The 24,115-nt window shown below is 52.8% G+C and carries 25 protein-coding genes; 11 read left to right on the forward strand and 14 right to left on the reverse strand.

Translation table 11 applies throughout. The features are described 5' to 3' along the window. The first annotated feature begins 23 nt into the window (after positions 1 to 23). The 5 genes from RG807_RS02870 (at position 24) to RG807_RS02890 (ending at position 6,194) form a co-directional block, all read left to right on the forward strand. Complete coding sequence (locus RG807_RS02870) at positions 24 to 686, forward strand: GntR family transcriptional regulator (RefSeq protein WP_309043527.1); 663 nt, start codon at positions 24 to 26, stop codon at positions 684 to 686. Positions 687 to 895: 209 nt separating this feature from the next. After that, complete coding sequence (locus tag RG807_RS02875; RefSeq protein WP_309043528.1) at positions 896 to 1,918, forward strand: DUF6160 family protein; 1,023 nt, start codon at positions 896 to 898, stop codon at positions 1,916 to 1,918. A gap of 39 nt (positions 1,919 to 1,957) precedes the next feature. After that, positions 1,958 to 3,016: a lysylphosphatidylglycerol synthase transmembrane domain-containing protein gene (locus RG807_RS02880; RefSeq protein ID WP_309043529.1), complete on the forward strand. Its 1,059-nt coding sequence runs from the start codon at positions 1,958 to 1,960 to the stop codon at positions 3,014 to 3,016. Further along, positions 3,013 to 5,250, forward strand: a complete 2,238-nt coding sequence (locus tag RG807_RS02885) for a glycosyltransferase (protein WP_309043894.1) — start codon at positions 3,013 to 3,015, stop codon at positions 5,248 to 5,250. Before RG807_RS02880 ends, RG807_RS02885 begins: the two co-directional genes overlap by 4 nt. Then, positions 5,247 to 6,194 (forward strand): YbgA family protein, encoded by a 948-nt coding sequence (locus RG807_RS02890; protein ID WP_309043530.1) that lies wholly within the window; start codon positions 5,247 to 5,249, stop codon positions 6,192 to 6,194. Before RG807_RS02885 ends, RG807_RS02890 begins: the two co-directional genes overlap by 4 nt. A gap of 16 nt (positions 6,195 to 6,210) precedes the next feature. Here the strand turns inward: RG807_RS02890 and RG807_RS02895 are convergent, their stop codons facing one another. From RG807_RS02895 to RG807_RS02905, 3 genes are all read right to left on the reverse strand, one after another. Continuing rightward, positions 6,211 to 6,960: a DUF481 domain-containing protein gene (locus tag RG807_RS02895; RefSeq protein WP_309043531.1), complete on the reverse strand. Its 750-nt coding sequence runs from the start codon at positions 6,958 to 6,960 to the stop codon at positions 6,211 to 6,213. Positions 6,961 to 7,001: 41 nt separating this feature from the next. Beyond that, complete coding sequence (gene trhO / locus RG807_RS02900) at positions 7,002 to 8,018, reverse strand: oxygen-dependent tRNA uridine(34) hydroxylase TrhO (RefSeq protein WP_309043532.1); 1,017 nt, start codon at positions 8,016 to 8,018, stop codon at positions 7,002 to 7,004. Between the two features lie 139 nt (positions 8,019 to 8,157). Next, positions 8,158 to 8,889 carry a DsbA family protein gene (locus tag RG807_RS02905; protein WP_309043533.1) on the reverse strand — a complete coding sequence of 244 codons (732 nt, stop codon included), beginning with the start codon at positions 8,887 to 8,889 and terminating at the stop codon, positions 8,158 to 8,160. 127 nt (positions 8,890 to 9,016) lie between these two features. Here RG807_RS02905 and RG807_RS02910 point away from each other — a divergent pair, with 127 nt between their 5' ends. Then, positions 9,017 to 9,982 (forward strand): NAD(P)H-dependent flavin oxidoreductase, encoded by a 966-nt coding sequence (locus tag RG807_RS02910; protein ID WP_309043534.1) that lies wholly within the window; start codon positions 9,017 to 9,019, stop codon positions 9,980 to 9,982. A 28-nt stretch (positions 9,983 to 10,010) separates the two neighbouring features. On the opposite strand, the gene RG807_RS02915 is transcribed toward RG807_RS02910, so the two are convergent. From RG807_RS02915 to RG807_RS02935, 5 genes are all read right to left on the reverse strand, one after another. After that, positions 10,011 to 11,951 (reverse strand): methyl-accepting chemotaxis protein, encoded by a 1,941-nt coding sequence (locus RG807_RS02915; protein ID WP_309043535.1) that lies wholly within the window; start codon positions 11,949 to 11,951, stop codon positions 10,011 to 10,013. Between the two features lie 196 nt (positions 11,952 to 12,147). Further along, positions 12,148 to 13,620, reverse strand: a complete 1,473-nt coding sequence (locus RG807_RS02920) for a DUF5666 domain-containing protein (protein WP_309043536.1) — start codon at positions 13,618 to 13,620, stop codon at positions 12,148 to 12,150. Between the two features lie 51 nt (positions 13,621 to 13,671). Then, complete coding sequence (locus tag RG807_RS02925) at positions 13,672 to 14,073, reverse strand: DUF6502 family protein (protein WP_298448741.1); 402 nt, start codon at positions 14,071 to 14,073, stop codon at positions 13,672 to 13,674. After that, entirely contained in the window at positions 14,070 to 14,948 is an 879-nt protein-coding gene (locus RG807_RS02930; protein ID WP_309043537.1) for a DUF6502 family protein, read from the reverse strand. The genes RG807_RS02925 and RG807_RS02930 overlap by 4 nt, the downstream gene beginning before the upstream one ends. A gap of 91 nt (positions 14,949 to 15,039) precedes the next feature. Then, positions 15,040 to 16,473 (reverse strand): DUF5666 domain-containing protein, encoded by a 1,434-nt coding sequence (locus RG807_RS02935; RefSeq protein ID WP_309043538.1) that lies wholly within the window; start codon positions 16,471 to 16,473, stop codon positions 15,040 to 15,042. Positions 16,474 to 16,671: 198 nt separating this feature from the next. On the opposite strand from RG807_RS02935, the gene RG807_RS02940 reads away from it, so the two are divergent. Further along, a complete protein-coding gene (locus RG807_RS02940) occupies positions 16,672 to 16,845 on the forward strand; it encodes a DUF6435 family protein (RefSeq protein WP_309043539.1) in 174 nt (57 codons plus the stop codon). A 24-nt stretch (positions 16,846 to 16,869) separates the two neighbouring features. Here the strand turns inward: RG807_RS02940 and RG807_RS02945 are convergent, their stop codons facing one another. Both RG807_RS02945 and RG807_RS02950 read right to left on the reverse strand, forming a co-directional pair. Continuing rightward, positions 16,870 to 17,214, reverse strand: a complete 345-nt coding sequence (locus tag RG807_RS02945) for a chaperone modulator CbpM (RefSeq protein ID WP_309043540.1) — start codon at positions 17,212 to 17,214, stop codon at positions 16,870 to 16,872. A 15-nt stretch (positions 17,215 to 17,229) separates the two neighbouring features. Next, positions 17,230 to 18,183 (reverse strand): DnaJ C-terminal domain-containing protein, encoded by a 954-nt coding sequence (locus RG807_RS02950; protein WP_309043541.1) that lies wholly within the window; start codon positions 18,181 to 18,183, stop codon positions 17,230 to 17,232. A gap of 162 nt (positions 18,184 to 18,345) precedes the next feature. Between RG807_RS02950 and RG807_RS02955 the strand changes: the two genes are divergently transcribed. Together RG807_RS02955 and RG807_RS02960 are read left to right on the forward strand one after the other, a co-directional pair. Further along, on the forward strand, positions 18,346 to 18,855 hold the full coding sequence (locus RG807_RS02955) for an acyl-CoA thioesterase (protein WP_309043542.1): 510 nt from the start codon (positions 18,346 to 18,348) through the stop codon (positions 18,853 to 18,855). 85 nt (positions 18,856 to 18,940) lie between these two features. After that, positions 18,941 to 19,384, forward strand: a complete 444-nt coding sequence (locus tag RG807_RS02960) for a YtoQ family protein (RefSeq protein WP_144775306.1) — start codon at positions 18,941 to 18,943, stop codon at positions 19,382 to 19,384. 36 nt (positions 19,385 to 19,420) lie between these two features. On the opposite strand, the gene RG807_RS02965 is transcribed toward RG807_RS02960, so the two are convergent. The 3 genes from RG807_RS02965 to RG807_RS02975 all read right to left on the reverse strand — a co-directional run bounded on the left by RG807_RS02965 (position 19,421) and on the right by RG807_RS02975 (position 20,953). Next, entirely contained in the window at positions 19,421 to 19,852 is a 432-nt protein-coding gene (locus tag RG807_RS02965) for a DUF3010 family protein (RefSeq protein WP_309043543.1), read from the reverse strand. Positions 19,853 to 19,889: 37 nt separating this feature from the next. Further along, entirely contained in the window at positions 19,890 to 20,234 is a 345-nt protein-coding gene (locus tag RG807_RS02970; protein ID WP_309043544.1) for a PBPRA1643 family SWIM/SEC-C metal-binding motif protein, read from the reverse strand. Between the two features lie 122 nt (positions 20,235 to 20,356). After that, positions 20,357 to 20,953, reverse strand: coding sequence for a pyridoxamine 5'-phosphate oxidase family protein (locus RG807_RS02975; protein WP_309043546.1), 597 nt, complete (start codon positions 20,951 to 20,953; stop codon positions 20,357 to 20,359). 93 nt (positions 20,954 to 21,046) lie between these two features. Between RG807_RS02975 and pdxR the strand changes: the two genes are divergently transcribed. Continuing rightward, positions 21,047 to 22,474, forward strand: a complete 1,428-nt coding sequence (gene pdxR, locus RG807_RS02980) for a MocR-like pyridoxine biosynthesis transcription factor PdxR (RefSeq protein WP_309043547.1) — start codon at positions 21,047 to 21,049, stop codon at positions 22,472 to 22,474. Between the two features lie 136 nt (positions 22,475 to 22,610). Then, positions 22,611 to 23,753, forward strand: coding sequence for a cytochrome P450 (locus tag RG807_RS02985; protein WP_309043548.1), 1,143 nt, complete (start codon positions 22,611 to 22,613; stop codon positions 23,751 to 23,753). Here the strand turns inward: RG807_RS02985 and RG807_RS02990 are convergent. Then, positions 23,745 to 24,113, reverse strand: a complete 369-nt coding sequence (locus RG807_RS02990; protein ID WP_309043549.1) for a hypothetical protein — start codon at positions 24,111 to 24,113, stop codon at positions 23,745 to 23,747. The genes RG807_RS02985 and RG807_RS02990 overlap by 9 nt on opposite strands. Between the last annotated feature and the right edge of the window lie 2 nt (positions 24,114 to 24,115).

Genomic DNA, 24,115 nt, shown 5'->3' on the forward strand with positions numbered 1-24,115 from the left:
CAAAACGCTTTCAGAGAACCTGTATGGATTTCAAGGTGCCTAACACCCTGGCAGAGCAGATCGCCAACTATCTGGCAGAGCGCATCATGACCGGGCAAATCCAGCCTGGTAAACGCATCCAGGAAGCCACTCTCGCCACCGAGCTCAAGGTGAGCCGCGCCTCGGTAAAAGAAGCGCTTTACACCCTTGAGCGGTGGCATCTTGTGGAAATCACCCCAAGAAAAGGCGCATCTGCCTCAAAACTGGATGCTGAACATGCGTCTGAGCTGTACGACGTTTACATGCACCTGCTGATGATGCTGGCAGCTAAACTATGCGAACGTTGGCAGGAAAGCGACCGGGATCGAGTGATGGCCGTTGTTTCTCAGGCAGTGGAGCAAATGCGAGCACCATCGGCAGATATTACGGCAGTAGTGGAAGCCAGCTTTGAGGTGATGGAGGCTTGCTGTGATTTAGTAGGTAACACTTATCTCACAGAGGCTCTTTCAAACTTCAAGCCAGCGGTTAGTCGCGCATATTATCTGAGTGCCGAGCGTTATCGACATGGCCTGACCCAGACAAGTCAGTTTTTTACCCGCCTTCCGCAGGCTGTTCTAGCGCGGGATGTGAAGCAGGCTCAGGCTCTGATTCGAGAGTTTGCTGAGCACCAAAAAGAAATGATTCAAAGGGCCCTGAGCTCCAGCTAGAGGCGGCAGCCCAGCAGGCAGACCATATTCCAAGCCGACCCTCCAACTGTGACCAAGCGCACAGACATATCGCTGCTTCCTACTTATCGTAACAACATGTAACAAAACCTTATTCCCGCTGCATTGGTTACGCTGTCCCCTGCGGCCCGGGAGTCTGGCAAAGACTCCCTGCTAACAACAACAAAACAAACCATGAAGCCGGGGCCGTCATGATTCATCCGCACACCTGTCGCCGCACCACGCGATCAACAGCGCTTTCATTATGGGTACTTGCTCTATCCCTGCCTGCTACTGCCATGGCCGAATTTCTGCCATTGGATGACAGCACACTGTCGGGCGTATCGGGCCAGGCCGGCATTACCATCGAACTGGAAACCAAAATCAACATTGATCGCCTGTCGTGGACGGATGAGGGCACACTAAGTGTGAACAACATGCGGCTTTCCGGGCACAACGACACCACATTGGATAACCTGAAGCTTACAGTGGATATTGCTGGCACCGGTGAAGTTCTTGAGCACGGTTTCTCAGAAATTGCGCGCCGGGCAAATGCCGGGCTGCTTAGCACCACCGATCCCGATGTAGCCGATGCTTTGGCGAAATATTCCGTTAATGGTGAGTTCGGCAAGCAGTTCAATAGCGGCGATCTGGTTATTCACTTGGGTGCAACCAACGATGGCGCCCAAACCAGTTTGACCGACTACCTTCAAGCGATAGATTTTGAGCTCGCCGTAGGAAGCGTTACGACCACTGGCACAGAAGGCACTGCCACTCTGTTTTCTGATGTATTGCTGCAAGGCTACGTAGGCCCTACAGATCTGGTTATCCGAAACGATAGTGCTACCACGCGCACTCTGGCCAATGGCAACCAGGTATCCGGAGCCGAGTTGCAGCTCGATACCCATTTTGAAGTCACGAACGGAAGCCTGAATTGGGATGCTGCAGATTTAATCTTTGTGTTTAACTTTGCAGCCGTGAGAATTGAAGGCCTGCAAATTCATAACCGGCGCGGCAACGACACGCTGGGTCACTTCGGAATGGCGAGCGCAACGGCAAAAATCTCCCGAGGCACCAGCGCCGCTACTGGAAAAGACGGCCTTTCGATTCACGACGTCGAATTCCGGGCTGATATCGACATGCCCATATTCAAAGTGGGCCAGGCCAGTATTGGCAGCGTTAGTTTCACCGATTTCGCCATTACAGATACCACCATGATGGTTTACGGTCACTAGAGTCTTGTAAACTGCCCGTCCATCTTTGACGGGCAGCCCATGAACGAACACATTAATACCAACGATCAGCATCCAGCTTCTGCAAAACGCCTCGCACTGTTCAGCCTGCTCTTTATCGCGCTCACGGTGGCAGGGCTTTACGCCGTGTACGACCAGTTCGCAGGGCAGAGCATCAGTTTCGATATCCGGTTGATTGCACCACAAACCCTCACCGCTCTCACTGGGCTGTTGCTGGTGTATTTCGTTTCTGATGGCTTACGTTTGCATTTCACGCTGCGTGCGCTCGGCCACCACTTATCCTTTCCCGTTATTTTCCGTCTGGTTTTTATCAACTTGTTCTTTTCCAACGTCACGCCTATGGCCACCGGTGGTGGCTTCGCTCAGATATGGTATCTGCACCGCCATGGGGTTCCGGTGGGCAGAGCCACGGCTGCAACCACCATCAGGACCGTGCTGGCGGTGCTTTTCATTTTCTCCCTAACGCCCGTCTTTCTGCTGACTCTGGATGCGTTTAATGGCCAGAGCATCACAGGTGATCTGGGCATGGCATTAGCAATATTCATCCTTATATATCTGGGCTTTTTCGTCATTCTTCTGTTCCGAACACGCTGGCTTATCGGGCCCTTCAGTGGGCTACTCAGGATTCTCAATCGCTGGAAACTCATAACCGATACTCGCCATATGCATTGGCAGTTCAAGGCTAAGCGAGAGATGCTGCGCTTTTCCCACAGTTTTGGGGACTACCTGCAGGGCAAGCCGCTCTTTGTAGTGCTTTCCGTTCTATTTACAGCGGTATTCCTGCTGAGCCTGTTCAGCTTCCCTGCTCTGCTGATTCATAGCCTGGGGTACGATATCGACTACCTGATGTCGCTGGGGCTTCTGGTTGTGACAACATTTATAATGTATTTCTCACCAACCCCGGGCGCATCGGGTATTTCAGAAGGTGTATTCGGAAGTTTCTTCAGCGGCATTCTCTCAGGAAACCATCTGATTCTGGTTATTGTGAGTTGGCGCCTGATAACTATCTATCTCGGCATGTTCATCGGCCTGGGCGTGCTGCAGAAAGAACTCATTAAACGCCGCAGGAAATCCGGATAATGTTTCGAAATCCACTTAAGTTACTGTTCTATCTCTGCCTGCTGACCGTCATTCTTCTCCTGGGTTACAAAACCTACCTGAACGTATTTCTGGAAGATTTTGCGGGCGTGCATACTGCCCAGGTGGAGCAGATTCAGCGCAACGTCCCAAACGATCAGGCCTTCAGCTTTGCTGTGCTGGGAAATATCAACAACTCGGTTGGGGTTTTCGAAGATCGCATTATTCCGGAACTAAACACCTCGGGAACGGACTTTCTGGTTTCTGCCGGCAACGCAGTGAGCAGCGGCGGCGAGGACAAGTATCGCGCGCTCTATGGAAGTCTCCGCCACCTGGATATTCCTTACCTTCTCACATTCGGCGCCCATGAATTCGACAACTTTGGCAGCTTCCGCTTTTATGACCACTTTGGCCCGCACTTCTATAGCATTCAAGCGGGCAACAGCCGGCTTATCTTTCTCGACAGTACTGGAAAAACGCCCTGGGAGTGGCAGGTGCGTTGGCTGGAAGATCTCCTGAGCCAAGACACCTCAAAGGCACGAATCCTGTTTATTGGCCACCCGCTATTAAAGCCAGTAGAAGATGCCTTGCTTGATCAGCCCGAAGATTATCTTGAGCCGCCGGAGTTTCGTGATGCACTCCTGAAGATGGTTGAAAAACACAACATTAAATTCGTGTTCTCCTCCAACCTCTCGCTGTATTCTGAAAAACAGCTGGGCAACACGCTGTTCGTCACCACGGGGGGTGCCGGCGGCTTAATACTGAACAACGACACCAGTTTTTACCACTACGTGCGTGTCAGCGTCAGCCCTGAGGGCGAGGTCAGCCATACGCTCCGAAAACTGGAAGTTGGCCAACACCCTATACTCAAACAGCTCGAAAGCCTCTGGTTCTTCGTGTATTCACTGTTCTATGCCGGCTACCTTAATTTCATTCTTATAGTGGCAGTGTTTGCCGCCATCACTATCAAACTCTACGCCATGATTTTCATTGGCAAGGACTACTACCCCGACTACAACCTGGACCCTACGCCCTGGCTGAACAAACCTTTAAGGGTGGCCATGTTCACCAATAATTATCTACCCTTCATCGGCGGCGTGCCTATTTCCATTGCGCGACTAAAAAAGGGGCTGGAGCAGCTTGGCGACAAGCTTTTAGTAGTCGCACCGCGTTACAAAGATCAACCCGTAGTAGAAGAACATGCGCTGCGGGTACCTTCATTGCTTGCCATGGGGGAGAAGCGAGAGTTCCGCCTGGCCAACATATTTCTTGGTCGTATCCGCAAACGTGTGCGCGCCTTTCATCCAGATATAGTCCACCTGCACCACCCTTTCTGGCTGGGCTCGCTCGGGTTGTTCATGGCGCGCCGCCTGAAGGTGCCGGCCATTTATACCTACCACACCCGGCTTGAGCACTACGCACACTTCGTACCCTTGCCTGGGCTTATTTTCCGCAACTTGATATCCCACGCTCTTATCAAACGCTTCGCCAATAAATGCGATGGCGTTATCGTACCCACCTATTCCACTGAGGAATATCTGCGCATGATTGGCGTGAAAACACCCACCTTTGTGCAGCCTACGGGCATTGAGTACACGCGATTTCAAGCGGTAACGGATGAGGAGATCACAGAACTCCGACAGACTCTGAACCTTAAGAATGAAACGGTTTTCGTCAGCGTGTCGCGATTATCGAACGAGAAAAACATCGATTTCATGATCGAGGCCATCGGCAGGCTACATCAGGAGTCGACTAAACCCTTTCACTTTCTGATGATCGGCGAAGGCCACCAAAAAGAGCGCCTGCAAAACAAAATTCAAGAACTGGGACTGGAAGATCAGATCACATTGGTTGGTGCTGTGCCGCCGGAGAAAATGGCAACGTGGTATCGTTTGGGTGACGCCTTTTTGTTTGCCTCCAAATCTGAAACTCAAGGCATGGTCATTCTGGAGGCTATGGCTGCCGGTTTGCCTGTGGTTGCGGTGCGTTCCAGTGGTATCGACGACGTTGTGCGACACGGTATAAATGGCTTCAAAACGCCCGAGAGACAAGATCTATGGTGTGCTCAGGTAAAAAAATTGCTGGAGGATGAGGAATTGAGAAACACACTTTCAGAACAAGCTCTGGCATTTTCGAAAGACTTTTCCGTTGAACAATTTGCCTCGAATGTTCGCGAGATCTACGCTACAACTTTGGCAATCAGCGAGAAGCGTCAACTAAAACGGAGAAATGCATGAGCGGCATTCCTGTAGGTATCAGCACGTGTCTGTTGGGCAAAGAAGTCCGTCATGATGGTGGCCACAAACATTCTCGCTATTGCACTGAGGTGCTGTCACGGCATTTTGAATTCCGTCCAATTTGTCCTGAACTGGAAGCTGGCCTGGGTGTCCCCCGCCCCGCCATTCATCTGCGCGAATACCCGGAAGGCATGCGCCTGACAGAAACCAAAGGCACTGCTGACCACACCGGTGCCATGCAGGACTTCACCAGCGGGATCATGCCAGACTTGGCCAGTTTGCGCGGTTACATTCTGATGGCCAAATCCCCTAGCTGCGGTATGGCGCGCATCAAAGTTCACAACCCGGAAGGCCAGGTAGTGCGACGCGACGGGCAAGGCATGTTTGCTGAAGCTCTTATGCGCGCCTACCCGCTGATGCCGGTTGAGGAAGAAGGCCGGCTGAACGATGACGCACTGCGGGAAAACTTTGTAGAACGTGTGTTTGCCTACGACGACTGGATGCAAAATGTTGCCGGCGAAAACCTCACGGCTAAAGCACTGATCGAGTTCCATACCCGCCACAAATTCCAGCTCCTGGCACACTCGGAAAAGATCTATCGGCAACTGGGGCCAATGCTAAGCGATCTAAAATCAGAAGCTCTGGAAACCATTGCCACCCGCTATATCCAGGGTTTTATGGAAGCCATGACCGGTAAGGTAAGTCGCGGCTCACATATAAACGTGATGCAGCATCTGATGGGCTATCTGAGAGATGCCATGGAGGGTGAAGATCGCAAGGTTCTGATAGAACAAATTAACGCGTACGGTCGCGGCGAAGTGCCGCTGATTGTGCCCATGACATTACTGCGAATGGCACAACGCAGGGAACCGGCAGATTATCTGAAACTGCAACAGTACCTGAGCCCCTACCCGGATGAGCTGGGGCTCAGAAACAAGGTGTAATCAGGCTGAGCCTGCCTCAGAAGCCGTAAAGCAAGGTGATCGCCGTTTCGGTATCTGTGGACTCTACACCCGCAGGCGCATCGGAAACGTGCTTCAACCGATAGGCTGCTTTCATTGACAAGTTGCCGACCAGGTTGGCCTTGATAGCCGTTTCTGACTGGCTGATCACGTTGTTCTCATCGAGTCCGATTTCCGTGCTCAGCTTTTGGTGAAACAGCGCATTCTCTGAGAGCGCGTAGTTGAATTGAGCCGCCAGCCTCGCAATGGCCTCTTTCTCGACGTCTTCGCCGTCGGCGTTCAATACTTCCAGCTTGTTATATCGGTAACCAGCACCGGCCGAGAGATCGAGGAACGAACGCTCACCCCGCTGCCAAACCCGGTTTCCATAACCGGTAGTAGCCGTGGATTCGAAATCATAGCCGGAAAAGCGATCTTTCTCATAAGTGCCGCGCAAAAACCAATACTGGCTTTCATCAAACTTGTAATTGGTTTCCAAGGCTGCCTTATACTTCTCGGCTGTGGTTTGATCGGCACCTGTGGTTTCGTTTTGGGATTCAGAGTAGTTAGAGCTGAAATCAGCAATATTGCGCCAGTCTATTACCTCATGCACCAACCCAAGGCGCCCGTTGATGTTGGTTTCTTCGGTATTACCAGAAGTCATAAGCACACCGAGCTCTGCCTCGCCTTCCCAGTTTTTGGCATCCTGGCCGTAGGCCAGTGGCGCAGCTGTGATGGCAATAACGGCAACGGTTTTCTTAAAACTCATGAAATCTCCTTGAATAGTCAGTTCAGGCGCATGAACAAATATTAAGGAGCGGGGGCGTTTGAACGCTCACCTTTCAAGCTTTTTTTGGCCTGGCGCTCCCGTTCTGACTTCTTGCGCGCTTTGCGTTCGGCAATTACCCGAGCGGCGTCGCCACCCACATGTGCCTCTCCCCGAGCCTCGGCCAGTCGCATCTGAAGCTCTCGCTCCGCGAAGCGTGCCTTCTGCTCGTCACTCAGGGAATCAATACACCTGTGGCAGCTCACGCCTTGTGCATAGTTCGGGTGCTCTTTATCAGCCTCGGTAATCGGCCGACGGCAGGCATGACACTGGTCATAACCGCCGCGCTCCAAACGATGATTGACCGTCACCCGGTCGTCAAATACAAAACATTCACCTTTCCAGAGGCTCTGCTCTTCCGGCACATCTTCCAGATACTTTAAAATGCCGCCTTTAAGGTGATAAACCTCTTCAAAACCCTGCTCTCTCAGGTAAGCCGTGGACTTTTCACAACGAATGCCACCGGTGCAGAACATGGCCACTTTTTTATGCTTTGCCGGGTCGAGGTTCTGCTTCACGTATTCCGGGAACTCGCGAAAGGTGTCCGTGGCGGGGTTAATGGCGTGCTCGAAAGTACCAATTTCCACTTCGTACTGGTTGCGGGTGTCTACAAGAAGCACATCCGGATCTGAAATCAACGCGTTCCATTCAGCCGGCTCCACGTAGGTGCCCACAATTCGCTTCGGGTCGATGCCATCAACGCCCATGGTGACAATCTCTTTTTTGAGTTTCACTTTGGTACGTTTGAAGGGCTGAATATCTACGTAGGACTCTTTGTAATCAATACCGTCAAAGCGATCATCTGCGTTCAGCCAGGTTTGTACAGCATCAATCCCGCTCCGGCTTCCGGCGATGGTGCCATTAATACCTTCACGGGCCAGCAACAGAGTGCCGTGCACACCGTTAGCGTGCATGATATCCAGCAGTGGGTGGCGAAGGGTTTTGTAATCATTCAGAACGGCGAACTTATAGAGCGCGCACACAACAACGTTGTTGCTCATGGGGAATCTCCTGCAGGCCGGATCGTAAATCCGGAGCATCAATGTATTTATCTGGAAGGTTCAAGCCAGAGAGGGCGAAGATTCTAACCCACTCAGGCTTTTGTTCAAGTCAGGGCTGGCCGAAGCCAGCATCAGGCAGTTACTTTTCAGCGTTGGCGAGCTCCCGCTCAACAATCGCAGAAAGCTGGCCCCAACCCGGGCGAGTCAGGCGAATGTTATCCACCAGTACGGTGGGCGTACTGGTCACTTGCAGTTGCATGGCTGCGCGACGGCTCGCTTCGATCACTTCCCGGTGCAACTCGGTTGTCATGCAACGGCGTAAACGGCGCTCTTCAAGCCCAAGATCCTTACCATAACGCGCAAAGGTGGCCACCGGGTCGTTGGAGCCACTCCATTCGCTTTGTGAATCATAAAGGCGTTCATGCATCTCCCAGTATGCGCCCTGATCGCCGGCGCAGCGGGCAGCCTGGGCTGCTGGAAACGCATTCTGGTGCTGTTGCAAGGGAAGGTCGAAATACACAAAACGGACTTTCCCTGCCTCCACATATTCCTGCTTCAAACGCTGGCTGGCTGGCGCAAACAGGCCGCAGGCCGGGCACTGATAATCCGCAAACTCACGCACAACCACCGGAGCGTCGTCCGCACCGACAGAAACACCATACTGATCCAACTCCGCCGGGAAGGCTTCCGCGTTAGGCGCAGCAACAGGCAACTCATCTGAGTTTGGCGTCGGGGCGGCTGTCAGGAAAAAGGCACCAGTAACAATCGCAGCCAGAGCCAACACACTCACCACAATAACCAGCGGCTTTTTCGACTGGGTTTGCCGGGGTGGCGGTGCACCGGTTTCTTTACGACGTTTTGCTTCACCCATGTTTAACTCCTTTTATTTTGCAGAGGTAACCTGATAATTGTTAGCAGGCGAACATTCCCACAATCACTCAGGCAGGCTAAGATCCTCTATATCCTACATAAGTTCCAATATAAATTAAGGAGATCTCATGCCACTTCCAGCCTTCCGTGCGGATTCTTTAAGCCTGCCACTCATTGCCGCCCCCATGTTTCTGATATCCGGCCCTGAACTGGCACTTGCGTGCTGTCGAGAGGGCATTGTTGGGAGCTTCCCCGCTCTGAACCAGCGCACAAGCGAAGGCTTTGAAGAGTGGCTGGTTCAGATGAACGAAGGCCTCGGCAAACTGAACGACGCACAGCCGGATGCCAATATTGCTCCTTATGCAGTCAACCTGATTGTACATCGCTCCAACCCTCGCTGGCAGGCCGATCTGGAACTTTGTGTAAAGCACCAGGTGCCCATCATCATTACCTCGCTAGGGGCTGCCAGCCAGGTGGTAGAGGCCGTGCATAGCTATGGCGGCGTGGTGTTCCACGATGTAACCAATCAGAAGCATGCTCGTAAAGCTGCCGAGGCTGGAGTGGATGGTGTTATTGCGGTATCTGCCGGTGCCGGTGGTCATGCGGGCACCACCAACCCGTTTGTTCTGGTTCACGAAATCCGGGAGGTGTTTGATGGCACGGTTTTGCTCGCCGGTGGGCTTTCCCACGGTGAAGATATATTGGCGGCTCAAGCCTTGGGCGCAGATTTGGCCTACATGGGTACGCGCTTTATCAACACCACTGAATCAAACGCCGACGATGCCTACCGCGACATGATTATCGAGTCGGAATCCAGCGATATTATTCATACCCCGGCGGTTTCCGGTGTGCCGGCCAGTTTCATGAGGCAAAGCCTGGAAGCCGCCGGATTCGATATGGCCAAACTAAACCAGCCGGGTGAAATCAATTACGGTGAAAAACTGAAACCAATGGATGATGAAGCCAAAGCCTGGAAGACCGTTTGGTCCGCCGGCCAGGGTGTGAGCCAGATTACCGATGTGGTCAGCGTAGAGGCTCTGGTATCAAGGTTGAAGCAAGAATATCAAAGCGCGCGTGCGCGGCTTTGCACCTGATGCATCATTGAAAATGCCCCCGGTTCCGTTAAACACGGAACTGGGATGCATTGCTCTGAAGGGCCACCAGTAGTTCGCTGATTTCAAGACTGGCCGTATCGGAACGCTGGATGGCTTCCACAGTTACCTCAGCTGTATGCGCAATACCTTCCACACTTACACTCACCCTTTGTGCTTGCTGGCCCTCTTGCCCTGCCACAGATGCGATGTTCAGCGCCTGTTCCTGCAAGCTACTGAGTAGCTGATTGATCTGGTCAAAATGCTCATCGGCGCGGCGGAACTCCGCAGACGATTCCACAACCTGCTCTGATACTTTGCCAATCACCGATACGGCCTGTTTGCTGCCCTGCTGCAGTTGCGCAATGATGGCTTCAATTTCGGTAGTGGATGCTTGAGTTCGGCTTGCCAGAGTTCTCACCTCATCGGCAACAACAGCAAACCCACGGCCCGACTCACCCGCTCTGGCTGCTTCTATCGCCGCGTTAAGTGCCAGTAAGTTGGTCTGCTCCGCAATGGCGCCTATTACCGACAAAACCGACGTAATTTGTGTGCTTTGCTTATCCAGTGCACTGACGGCTTCCACGGCCCGCTGTACATTTAGCACGACATCGTCGAGGCGCTTAAGGACATCCCGGGAGATAGCCGCTGTTGCATCACTCTCAGCGCTAACACTTCGTACTGCTCCGGCTACTTCCTGAATATTCTGTGCAACTCCCTCAATGCTGTGGGACATGGCCGCCATGGTTTCAGATACGTCCACAACTTCCTGCTGCTGTGTACTGACTGCTGCAACCGCATCCCGGCTGACCTCACCCTGTGCCCGAGCCTTTCCGACAGCGACCTCCGCCGAATTTTTAACATCGGTAACCAACTCCTGAATGCGGGCAATAAACTGGTTAACACCTCGAGCCATCTCCGTCAGCTCATCATTGCCTTTCAGGTTCACCCGGCGAGTCAGGTCTGCCTCCCCATCGGCAATGCCGCGGATGGCGGAATTCAGGCGCAGAACCCTCGGCAACACGCTCCCTCCAAGCACCGCTGCCACCAGAATCAGAAGAACAACCATAGAGCTAACCGCAACCAGTGTCAGGCTCGACGACAAGCCTGCTGCTTCGCGGCGAAGGGCATCAACTGTCTTGCTGATATGGGATTGCGCGCCGGCTCCAATATCTGTCAGTTGCTGCTGAAGCCTCTGGTTAACCTGATCGGTTTCAGCCTCAAGGGTTTTCCTAGAGGCATCAATGCTGCTGGCAAGGGCAGCACTGAACTCTGCTTTTAAAGACGCAAGGTCGCGATTAATACCATCCAATGCCAACCCGATTTTCAGCTGCCCAATCGCCGAACCTTTTGGTTTGATGTCTGCCGTTATAATGACAACATTCGGATCACGGCTTGCAGCGTCCAACACCCGATTGGCCGCACCGCCCCCGTCACCTTGTTCCATCAGAGCGAGCACCCGTTCATCGGTACGATCAACGTAGCGGGTCATGCGTTTACCGTACTGGTCAAAATAGATAGCGAAGAGCACAGACTCCCGGGCGTCTGCCAGTTCCACGAGCTCGGTCAACCGTGGAATATCCCTGTCCCAGATCAGTGGTGCAGCAACCGCCGCCAGTACATCTGCCAGCCCTTGCGCCTCTGCCATAACAGCATTGCGGACATTCTCCGCCACGCGTTCCTGCTGCTGGCTCTGCTGGAGGGTTAGTTCTTCAGACAGCTCCCTTACACTTTCTTCGCGCATGGCTTGCAAGCGCAGGCGAACATCGTCGCGGGTAGCTTCAAAGGATTCACTGAGCTGATCGCTGCTGGTTTCAAGTGCGGAGCCGGCGGTGTCTATCAAGCGCTCAACCTGATTTGTGATCAACCACTGACTGATAAAAACCTGTGCCAGTCCAGCCACCACCAGAACAATAAACACTGGCCGAAACAGCCTGCTGGTGAACAAATTTTTCAAGAAACGAGAGGCCATACACCAATCCCTCAACATGCTACTCCGGCGAGCGGGGTATCTTTATTTTTGTCATTTAGATGCTTCTTTATAACAGTTGTAGCAAAGCCGACGACAAAGGGGGACTTCTTTATGCAGGGATTTGTTGGAGAGGGTAAAACAGGTGGGGTTCAAGAGGGGCGCCCCGGCGGTTTTCCGGGGCGCCGAAATTCAAAATTCAGTCAGCCTCGTCCAGTTTAATTTCGACAATAAAGTAAGCGCCAGAGCGCGCCTCGTACTCTACTTCTACCATCGGGTTCTCACCCAGATCTACTTTTTCCTTAAGGCCCGCCTTAGAAGTCCCATCGTATTCAGTCGCATCATCAAGACGCATATCTACACCAAGAATACGGATGTCGTTCCCTACAATCGCCGTAACTCGCCCCGAGAGTTCGAATTCCAAATCAGGCGTTTCATCGTCTTGTTCAATCTTAATTGCCTCAAGGAAGACTCTGCCTTCACTGTCCCTGCGCTCGATTCCCTCAACCTCTAGAACCAAGTCCGCTTCAAGATCCAACAGCTTGAGACGTTGCTCCTCATCGCCAGTGATAATCGTCAGAGACGTGAGCTGCACCAAAACACCACCTACATACAACTGACTGTTCTCGTAATCTATCGCGGAGGTTTTGCCGCCCTCAATCTCTACATCCGCCTCACGCAGGGTGATTTCATCTGCCTTTACAACTCCATCAGAAACGAAGTTGCCCTCTACCTGAATCAGTGCCCCCTGAACCAGATCGCTGCGCTGAATACCGTCATCAAACTCAGTTTCACTCGTCACTTCGACGGTTAACCCGTTAATCGTGAAGGTGCTGCTGGCCTCTTCAAATGGGCTGGTGACAGGCCCTACAAACTCGATATCCGTCTCCATGCTTTGACGGTAGCGCCGGAAATCATTCGGCTCTATTTCATTGGCCTGCAAAACACCATCACGGCTCAAGTTACCCTCAACCTCAACCACCAGTGAATTAGCGAGCGCAGCACCGTCGATACCTTTGAATTCCGCATTCCTATAGTTGACAAGCTGAGTACCGATGACAAAGGTCATCTGACTGGTGTTCAAATCAGATATATGCCCCTCCAGCTCTACTTCATTGAAATCATCGAAATCATTTACATTTTGGTGCGCGCGGAGCCCAAGATAGCTGGCCCGAAAATCGCCGTTAGGCATCCTCCATCCAGACATTCTCGCAAAGTCACCCGTCACAAGATCTTCGATCACTTTTCCTTTCACAACTGTTCGTGAGTCAATTCGGACTGTCTGTCCAAGAATGCTGATCTCGGCAGTTTTTGAAGCATGGTTCCAAGCTTCAACAATGACTACCGATCCGCGCAAACTGTCATCATACTCAACTGATTCGGCACGGCCTGTGGAGTCAGCTCGCCACTCACCTTCAACTCGTAGGATCATTCCCTCATGAAGCTGCCTCTCGGTGCTGATACCGTCATCACTGCGCACACTGCCATCAGTAGAGAACTTCACACCATTCACAAAAACACTACCAAACCCCGATACCGGCCCCACGCTGGACCCGGTGCCGCGAATGCCACCATCCGCTACTTTAAACTCACTACCACAGGCGGAGAACAGCCCGAGAGTCAAGAGAGCCGCCAGTGCAGTCAATAAACGTTTGCGGGATATCGGTTTCATTGTGCTCACCATTTTGGAAAGGCCTGTTGCATCACAATTTCGGACGCCTTATCAAGTATCATCGCTGTACCGCCGCCCCGCGTTCTCGCCGGGTCTATACTTTTGGCGTCTGATTCCAGGCGAAACCTCAAAGCTGGGCACATCCTGTATATAGGTACTGCGCCTGAGAAGAATTTGCCCGCTATCCAGCTGCTCAACCACGCCTTTTCGTAGCAGCTCGTTTAGAACCACAGAAGAGGAAAGCCCGGGATTAACCGCCTGCACCAGCTGGCTGAACGAAGGTTCTTTCAGATGATTCATCGACAGCAGCACCGGGTGCAGATTTTCATCAAGAAATCCAAGCGCACTGATCCAATGCCTGACGACTTCACGACTTGGAGAAGACAATATAGTGCTGGCAAGCTCGGTAGGCTCCCAGCGACACACAAACTTAGGCTGGCTGCTGGAATTCATAAAGCCCTCTCACTTTTAGAGCCGAGTGGAGATGTTTCTGCAACAGTAACTTCTTCAAAAATGAAAACACTGACGCCTGTTCTATAGGAGTCCTGAGGTGAGTCCGCTGCCTGGTTGCCCGAGACATCGCGGTCTTTTGGACCCAGCCAGGAGTCCAACTGCTCCAGCATTTTCTGGGATTGCTCTGCCGCCTGCGCGCGCCAAGCCTCCATCACTTCCGGTGGAATGTTGTTATACGTCAGCGTGCGCTGGAACAACGGCCGTTGACTGCCAGCGTTGCAGACCAGGTTATGATCCACCGTCGCTATAAGGTCTGATACATCCTCACCAAAGATCTGGAGCATTTCCTGACTGTCTCCGACCGGCACATAAGCTCTGCGCGTAAGAGTCAAATTGCCGGTGTCACTATCTACAGACACCACCCCAACCCTTAACAGCTCATCCAGCACAGAACGCGGGGGCATATCTCCACTGTACTTTTTTGCCAGTTCGCTAAAACTCAATGCCCCATCAAAAGGCAATATAGCGGGCTCTCCTGCAGCGCTCTGAAACTTGGCATCATGCACCCAACCAGACACTACGCGAGATGCCCGGTTGGCATGCAGCACTTCAGATTTCCCTATGTGCTGGCCCGCAAGAATCTCCCGCTGACGTTTAACTTCTTTGCGCGTTAACCCCGTCATAACCGCCGCACCCGAATCGGTAGGCTTGCGCCGTTCACCCGGGAAGTCCTCCAGCGCTGCTTCCACATAAGCTCGCTTGACCAGTTCGGCAAACTCACCATAGGGAATGCCGTTGCGCAGCAACAACCTCGCAAGAGGTCGCAGAATGCGGAACAGGGCCTGGTGCAATGAGTTGGAGAGGGCTTCTTTCATGATTGGGATTATATTCCCATTTTTAGCGACAGGCCAGACCTTCTGTGTTATCAGTTGGTCTGGCCCGGTTTGCTATTGGTGATACACGCGTTTAATCGTCGGCTTCAATCTTTACGATGCGGTACTGACCGTTCACTTCTTCAAAATCAATTTCAACGTCGTCGCCTACCTGGAAGCCAGCCAGGTCAAGATCAGTCTGAAGTTCCAGCCCCATAACGGTGACCGTTGTATCGGTGAGGCTGCTGATTTTGCCTTCCAATTCCAACTCACCGCCGTCATCACGCTCAATATAAAAAGCAATCAAACCGCCGCCGTTTTCCGCCGTTTCCCGACCTTCAATTTCGAGATAATCGCCAAGGTTCAGGCCTTCAAGATCCTGGTTGCGCATAACGACAGATTCTTGAGCGTCTTCGGTGTCTTCGTCTTCAATCAATGTGATTTCAGTTAATGTGACCCGCACACCGCTGACCATCAAGACTTCCCCACCCTGCTCTTTACTTTCGATAAAGCCAGACAGTTGGGCATCGCCATCACGGGTTTCAATTTCTTCGGCAACGATGATCCCGTTGCGGTATTCACCCTCTACTTTGATTTCCGCGCCCTCAGTAAGCTGCTCAACGGTAATATCATCATCAAAGTCAGTATCGTCGGTGAGCTGAATAAGTGTTCCGTTAAGGTAGAACTGCCCGGTTTCTGAATCGTAAGCCGAGGTAATCGCCCCGGAAATTTCGACGTCTTCATCCTCTTCGAATATATCGTCTTCGAATTCAATCTCGACAGCGGTCAGCTTGCCATTCTCCAGCTTGCCTTCAACTTCAACGATCACACCGTCTGCAAGATCTTCCGCAGTACCGCCATCAAACGTTGCTGACTGGTAGTTAACAACCAGACCATTTATTTCAAAAGTATCTACGCCAAGGTTTGAAACAGCGCCCTCTACCTCCACTTCATAACGCCCATATGGCCAAGGCGCACTAGCGTCCATCACACCCACAAAACTTGCCTGAAACTCGCCATTGGCCAAGCGATAACCACTGATGCGAACATGATAATTATCCGTGGTGCTCTCCACGCCGGCTTTTAGTTCCACTGGCGTTGCGCCTTTAAACACTGTGCGGTTGTTGATCGCTATACTTTGTTTGGCGACGACAATAACGCCGGTTTTCGTTAATTCATCCCAGGTAATTGAGTCAACCGGGCCACGCAGGGTGTCGTCGTAATAAATATACTGCGCCTCGCCCTCGCCATCGCGCCCCCAGGTGCCGGTTACCTTCAGAATCATGCCTTTTTCCAGCTGCGTCTCCCGCTCTATGCCGTCGTCGCCTCGGTACTGCGCATTATTAATCTGAAAATGTGTGCCGTTAACGTACACGCTACCAAATCCGGAAACCGGGCCCATGCTGCTGCCATTAGAACCGGCAGTCGTTGTGCCCGAATCAGAACCGCCACCGCACGCTGCCAAAGATCCCAGAACCGCGCCTGCGATGGTCATTTTAATTGCTGAATAGAGTGTGTTCCGCTTCATTGCTTTTCTCCCGGACCGACAACGGCCAATGCTGCTCTGTAATACATCGCGATGAATTGGGATTAAATTCCCAAGAATGTATTTGGGAATTTAATCCCAACCTAGCAGCTTGTCCAGAAAAAGACTCAAAAAACTTATGAACTTTCAGACAGAACCTGCGTAACGTTATGACCACTGACCAAAAAGTGAGGAGAGATGATGTTGGGATTTCTAAAGGGCGATCCGAAGAAAAAACTACAGAAGGCGTACGAAGCAAAGCTGGAGAAAGCGCTGCATGCGCAGCGTAATGGGGATCTGAGGAGCCACGGCACCCTAACGGAGGAGGCAGAAAAGATTTACGCCGAGATCAAGGCGCTCGACGAAAACCGATAACCCGGGGTTTAGCAACGCATCACATTACTCGTCCGTCAGTTGCTGCAACTGACGGCTAAGACGCGCCACCTCGCGGCGCATGTCCTGAACCTCATCAAGAAGCTCCAGTGACATCGCAAGGCCCGGCAGATTCATCTTCAAGTCCCGCTGCAAGCGTCTGGCTTTATGCAGCCGGGCGAGTGCTGCCACATCAAACAACCATTGGCGCGCCTCTGCAGCCGGTTCTAGCGGTGCAATAATGCCGTAGTTCACCAGTTTGATGACAAACTCAGCGTGACACTCACCTCGTTCGCATACTTCGTGAAGGGTAAAGGTGCTGCCATTTTCATCCATTACTTCAACGGTCAGAATACTGTTTCTATCACTCATCCTTTACTCTCCCCTTCACAGATGGAGTTTGCTGCGTGGGTTGAATGCCTTCTCGGCCTCTGCAAGTTGCTCGTATAGCTTTTCTGCTTCTGCAGAGTGCTGCTCCGGTATTGCGATTTGCAGCACAACAATCTGATCACCTGGATGTTTGCCCGGTAGCCCCTTGCCTTTGAGGCGGAGCTTGCGCCCGGATGAGGTTCCCTTGGGTACCTTCACATTCACCTTTGAGCCCACAGTCGGTACGGTGATGGTCGCACCCAGTGCTGCCTCCCATGGTGCCACCGGCACGGTCACAACCACATCCCGCCCCTCCACACTGAATAATGGGTGCGGCGCCAATTCAATCTCTATCAGCAAGTCACCTGGCGCAGCACCACCAGAGCCCGGAGACCCTTGGCCTTTCAGGCGCAAATGCTGGCCTTCGCGCATTCCAGCGGGGATTTTCACCTTCAGTGTTTTCTGTCGCGCTATAACACGGCCATGCTCGTCGGCTTCATGCACCGCAAAGGAAACCTGCTTTTCGGTTCCATTGAACACCTCCTCAAGGAACAGCGCTAACCGTGCATGTACGTCCTCACCACGCATCCGCATGCTCTGCCGGAAACCGCCAGCACCAGGGCCAGACCCACCGCCAAACATCTGCTCAAAAAAATCGCTGAATTGCCGTGAATCTGCATCGGTGTATCCACCACCACCAAACCCTGAGGCACTCTGCCATCCGGGAGGCGGCTGGAAAGATCCATCAGCCTGCGCACCGTATTTTCGAAGCTGGTCGTATTCCGCGCGTTTTTCCGGGTCTTTCAGTACTTCGTAGGCTTCGCCAAGGTCTTTGAACTTCTCATCGGCGTTGTCCTCTTTACTGACATCCGGATGATACTTTCGTGCCAGCTTTCGGTAGGATTTTTTGATTTCCTCGGGGGAGGCAGACTCGCTCACACCAAGCACGGCGTAATAGTCTTTGAAGTCCATTGAACTCCTCGCATCTGATTAAAAATTGCTCTCTGGCTATATATGATTGGCGCAAACACTGGAAATACAAGCTCAGCCCCGCGCTTTCGTAAAGGGTGTAGTACCCTTATGAGTAGCCTCACTATAAACCTTAGCTTAATACCATTATCGAGAAAGGATCTTATGCCTGACAAGCCACCCAAGCCCGTATCCGCTTCTGCCATTGAGAAGCACGTGTACAAGGTTTTCCCCAATGACATGAACTCTCACGAAACTGTGTTCGGTGGCATGATCATGGCAAAATGCGACCGCCTGGCACTGGTGGTGGCCGAGCGCCATTCCACCTGTGTTTGTGTGACCGCTGCAGTGGATTCCATCCATTTTCGCGCCCCCGCGAAAGGCAACGACACCTTGCTGTTCAGTTTAGCTCTGAATCGCAGTTGGGGCTCATCTATGGAAATCGGCGCCAAGGTTGTGGCGGAGAACAGTTACACCGGCGAAACACGACATATCCTCTCGGCCTTCTTCACTTTTGTGGCGCTGGACGAGAACGACAAACCTGTAGATGTGCCTGCCGTTATTCCCGAAAACGCCAAACAGAGACAGCGTTTTGAGAACGCCGAGATTCGCCGCGAGGGGCGCCTGAAGACCCGAGCCGAGCTGGCAAAAGTGACCGATGACGATAGGGATTAACCGGGCTGAGATTCTGTAGAGTGCTGGGCTATGATAGGGTCTCGCATATTCAAACCACCCTACCTGTTTTACTTAGGAGAACTCCATGATCTGGACAGTGTATCTCTCTGGCGAAATTCACACTGATTGGCGTGAGCAGATTCAGGCAGGGGCAGAAGCCGCTGGCTTGCCGGTGGAATTTACTGCGCCTGTTACCAATCACGAAGCCAGCGATGCAGCGGGCGACATGCTGGGTAAACCGGAAGTGGCATTCTGGCGTGATCACCAGTCATCCAAAGTAAACGGCATTCGCACCAAAACGCTGCTGGAGCAGTGCGATTTGGCAGTGATTCGTTTTGGTGACAAGTACAAGCAGTGGAACGCAGCCTTTGATGCCGGCTTCTGCGCGGCTATGGGCACGCCCTACGTTACTCTTCACAACGACGACATTATCCACCCGCTGAAGGAAGTAGACGCATCCGCAATGGCGTGGGCGCAAACTCCCGAGCAGGTGGTCGAGATTCTGAAGTACGTTACAACCGCACAGTAAGAGCTCAAAATATCTGGCGAAGAGTCAAGCCAATGACTACTTCGCCAGATGCCCTACATAAGCCGCAACAAAGGCTGCTTCCTGAAACACCTTCAACCCTGTCGCTGCAAAAGGAATGGGCATCGGCTTGGCAGACAGTGTCGCTTTAATGGTTGAAGATGAAAGCAGCTCCACCTCAACATCCGCCTCTGGCATCAACTGAATGGCCGCTTCCATTTTAAAGCTAATGGCACCACCGGCAAACTTGCCTTTGGGCATGCGCTCTTTGATGGCCACTTTTTTCACATCATGCTCTGCAAGAAATTTCGCAAAAGACGCCTGAAATTCCTGCAGATCTTTGCGGGTATGGTTCTTCTTCAGGGTAATCTTGCGAACGTTGCTCTCGGGTAGGGTGAACTGTCCCGCATCCAGATTCAGCAAACACACCACGGCGTCGCTGGCACTGAGCTCAACACCACAAATAAGCATGGGCACTCCTTTTTCGGTGAATAAGGATTTCTGTGTATCAGGCACAGCACTTTTTGAATTTTTTCCCACTGCCACAACTGCAGGGGTCGTTTCGGGAAGGCGTTTTGGCCTGGGTGACAGTGCCGCCCTTATTCAAGATGGCGGTAAGCTCCGTTATGGATTCAACGGCACCCTCACGGGCATCAACGGTAATGTCGGCGTGCAACTGGGCTTCAGCCACCAGCGCCTCAACCTCTTGCTTGCGCTCCTCACTGGTTACAACCAGTTGCAGTGGAAACTTCTTGCTACCGCTTTTTTGACTGGCGTTAGTTTTGAAACCGCCGTAGGCCGTGTGATGCTGCCGTGCGTCCTGCCGGCCTTTGAAAAAAAACTTATCAGACATGCTGAAACCCTGATGAATTAATAGAGGGGCTATTTGCTATTGAGCAAGGCCGCCACCGAGACGGCCATCTTTTAGCATGCTTGCAAGATAGGTTATATAGCGGATTAGAGAAATACTGAAACCTACACCGCTTGCGTACCATGCCACACAGGCAGCGCCATATCCTCCGGCTCCTCGTTAGGGCCGCCAGTCCGGCTTTTAAACGCACCTTCTTCAATGGGTACGCGGAACAGGGCCGTTGCTTTACGCTCCTTGACACTGGGCGCGCGCACCTGTTCCCAACGCCCTGGCGAAAGCTGGTTGATAACAGCCTTGAACGCCTCGTCGAATGCAACGTCATCCAGCACTCGCTGGGCCTTTCCGAACAGCACCAGTGATGAGTAGTTTGCGCTATGGTGATAGGCCGATTTACTCATCACCCACTCCTCCGTTACTGCAAAAGAAATACACAGCTGCGCACCGGATTCCAGCCGCTTGCACACGCGGCCACCGCTCAAGCTATGCAAATACAAATCATCCCCCAGCCGCCACGCAGTCAGTGGAATAATTCTGGGCTCCCCATCTTCCACGAACCCAACGTGGGCCGTCTTTAAACGGTCTATCAGCGCGTATGCCTCCGCACGCTCATAGCTTGCACGTTTGGCGGCCCGCTTCACCTGGCTGCGCGGGCAACATGAAAGGGAAGACATGGCAGAGGGGTCGGTTTCCTTCAAAGACATTATAGGTTCCTTTCGTTAAGTACCCCGCTATTAAAGAAAACATCTGATACCATCAAAAGATCCAGATTATGATTTTTAGTAGGACCAGCCAAAGTGATTAACGATATTCGTTTGGACTCTGCAACTCCGCTTCAACAACAACTGTACCGGCAGCTGTCCCAGCGGATTATCAACCAGCGTTACCTTCCCGGCAGCCAACTGCCATCCAGCAGGCAACTGGCAACCGATCTTGGGGTGAGCAGAAACACCGTGAACGCGGTTTATGACCAGCTTAAATCGGAAGGCTTTCTGCTAAGCCGTCCAGGCAAAGGGGTATTCGTTAATGAGGACATCCGCGCCAGCCTGAACACACCTGATCAGGCGCCCTCCCACGCGCCAAGTAATGCTGAGCCACTGCCACCCTTGCCCATCGTGCCAAGACACAGTATGCGACTGGGCGAAGACGCCAACCTGCCCTTTCAGCCGGGCCTGCCAGATCTGGATGCCTTCCCGATCCGCAGCTGGAACCGAATCCTGCATCATCAGGAAAGCCGCAGGCTACTCAGAGGGTACGACTGCATTCAAGGCTACCAACCCCTCAGAAAAGCCGTTGCAGAATATGCACGGGAATCCCGCGGAGTGCGCTGCCACGAGCATCAAATCATAATCACCAACGGTGCACAGCAGGCATTGTCTTTGATTGCAGATGTACTGCTTCAAGCGGGTGATCGGGTGTTCTGTGAGAACCCGGGTTATCGCGGCGCCCGTTACGCACTGGGGCGTTATGGAAACCCGATATTGCCCGTGCCATTGAAAGGCCAGGTGCTGGATGTGGATGCACTTGCGGATATGGGCCCTGCCAAGCTGTTGTTCTGCACCCCCACGCACCAATACCCCATGGGCGGAATTCTGGATATTGCGCAGCGCATGGCGTTGGTTCAGTGGGCACAACGCAATCAGACCTGGATCGTCGAAGACGACTACGACAGCGAATTCCACTTTCACAACAAACCCTTCGCCGCTATTCAGGGGTTATTCGATAACACCCCCGTTTTGTACGTAGGCAGTTTCAGCAAAACCCTGCTTCCCGGCCTCCGAGTTGGGTATCTGGTTGTGCCCGAATCCATGGTGGAGGCGTTCCTGTGGGCCAAGCGAGTTACCGGCGGTGAAACGCCACTGCTTGTTCAAGCGACCATAGCGGAATTCATTACAAGCGGACAGTTCACCCGCCACCTGCGCCGCATGAGGCAGCTCTATAAGGAGAAGTGGACGTACTTCCAAAAGCTTGTGTCCGAAGAGCTGGGCGAGCTGGTCACACCCGTGGCGGAGAGTGCCGGAATGCATCTGGTTCTGGAGGGCGATTTTGACGACGCCGACATCAGCCAAAGGCTCAGGGCCAAGGGCTTTGGCAGCACACCCTTGAGCGTTCATTTTATTGGGGAGGAAGCCCGAACCGGATTGGTAATGGGCTTTGCCAGCGCCAACGAGCGCGAGATCAAAGCCGCGGTACTGGCACTGAAGTCGCTCCTGCAAAAGCAGTGATGGTTTCGGACGCCAACTCACTTAGGCCTGAAGCAATCCGTGTAACTTTTGTCAGGTCTTGTCCTTTCGCATTTTTGATTCAAGCCGTTGGGTTTATGCTGAAAGGGCAAGTTATTTTGATGGCAAAGGAGTCAACATGACAGACCACATGCCGGATGATTTGTCCGCAGTTGGCCGTGATTTGAGGGCCTACACCGATGAACTGCGCCCCAAGCATCCTGTTGTTAGAAACATCAAAGGCGAATGGGTGCTGCTCCGGCATGCCGACGTTTTGGCTGCTGCCCTGGACCACGAGCGTTTCTCCAGCCAGGTTTCTCGCTATCTGCAAGTTCCGAACGGGCTTGATGGAAACGAACACACACTCTACCGAAATGTGATTGAGCGGTATCTCTCCCGGGAAGCGGCGGAGCCATTCGTTCCGGTTTTCATACGCGTCGCTCGCCAGTTGGTGGCGGAGCTACCCAGGGGTGAAGTGCTGGATGCTGTAAGCGACATAGGTGCCGTGTTCGCCGTTCGCGCCCAGTGCGCCTGGCTGGGATGGCCGGCAGAGTTAGAGCCAAAACTGCTGGCATGGATGAAAGCAAACCATGCCGCCACCCGCTCTGGCGACAACGTTCTGATGGCAGATGTTGCCGAGCAGTTTGATGAGATTATTCGTTCAGTTATCCAGCCTCGGCGTGCTGCTGGCGCAAGTGCTCCCGACGATCTGACTACAAGACTATGCCGCGAGACGGTGAATGGGCGCCCACTGACAGAGGCGGAGCTGGTTTCCATTCTGCGCAACTGGACAGGCGGTGATTTGGGTTCCATCGCTCTCTGTGTTGGCGTACTCATCGCCCATCTGGTTCAACATCCTGAGCTTGCTGAGCGGATACGAGGCGCTTCAAATACAGAAGTAGAAGCGATCATTGATGAAATCCTTCGTCTCGACAACCCGTTCGTATCCAACCGGCGGGTAACTACCTGCCCCGTTCACATCGGTGGCCGTGATATTCCGAGCGGAGCAAAAATCAAGTTGAACTGGACATCCGCCAATCGCGATGAATCTGTCTTCGACAACAGCCGGTTTGATCCTGAAGGCAACGCAGCGAATAACCTGCTCTATGGAGCCGGCAAGCACGTGTGCCCAGGCAGACTGCTAGCCACTTGGGAATTGCGCATCGCGCTGCAAACCATAATCACTTCAGTACAGGCAATTGATTTGATACCCGGCGAGCCACCAGAACGGGAAGTGGCACCAGTGGGTGGGTACCACCGAGTGCCGGTGGTGCTAAGGTGACGCATCCTGCACAAGGCAGTTAATCAGCGTAATGGACACATCCCGAAAAACAGCATCTGACGCTACAACGCTCGGAAAGCCGTCATAAACGCTGCGCCGGCATGTTGAGGTCCGTGTTTTTGCTTGCTTAATGCAGGCAGCATTGGCGTCAGCCCCCTTTGCCTTGCCTGTTGCCTGCTCACACAGCGACGGCAGCTGGGTATTCAGCCAATCCACCGTTGTGCTGAGTTTTACGGGGTTCGCCTGGAGGTTGGTAAACCGGCTTGCATCAACCGCTTGTGGCTGCTCGCGGGTTTGATCCCAAAGCACAAATGCCAGAGCAGCCAAAACCAGAATGACGGTAACAGTGGGGAATTTCATAT

It is taken from the genome of Marinobacter sediminicola (assembly GCF_031157525.1).
Lineage (GTDB): Bacteria > Pseudomonadota > Gammaproteobacteria > Pseudomonadales > Oleiphilaceae > Marinobacter > Marinobacter sediminicola.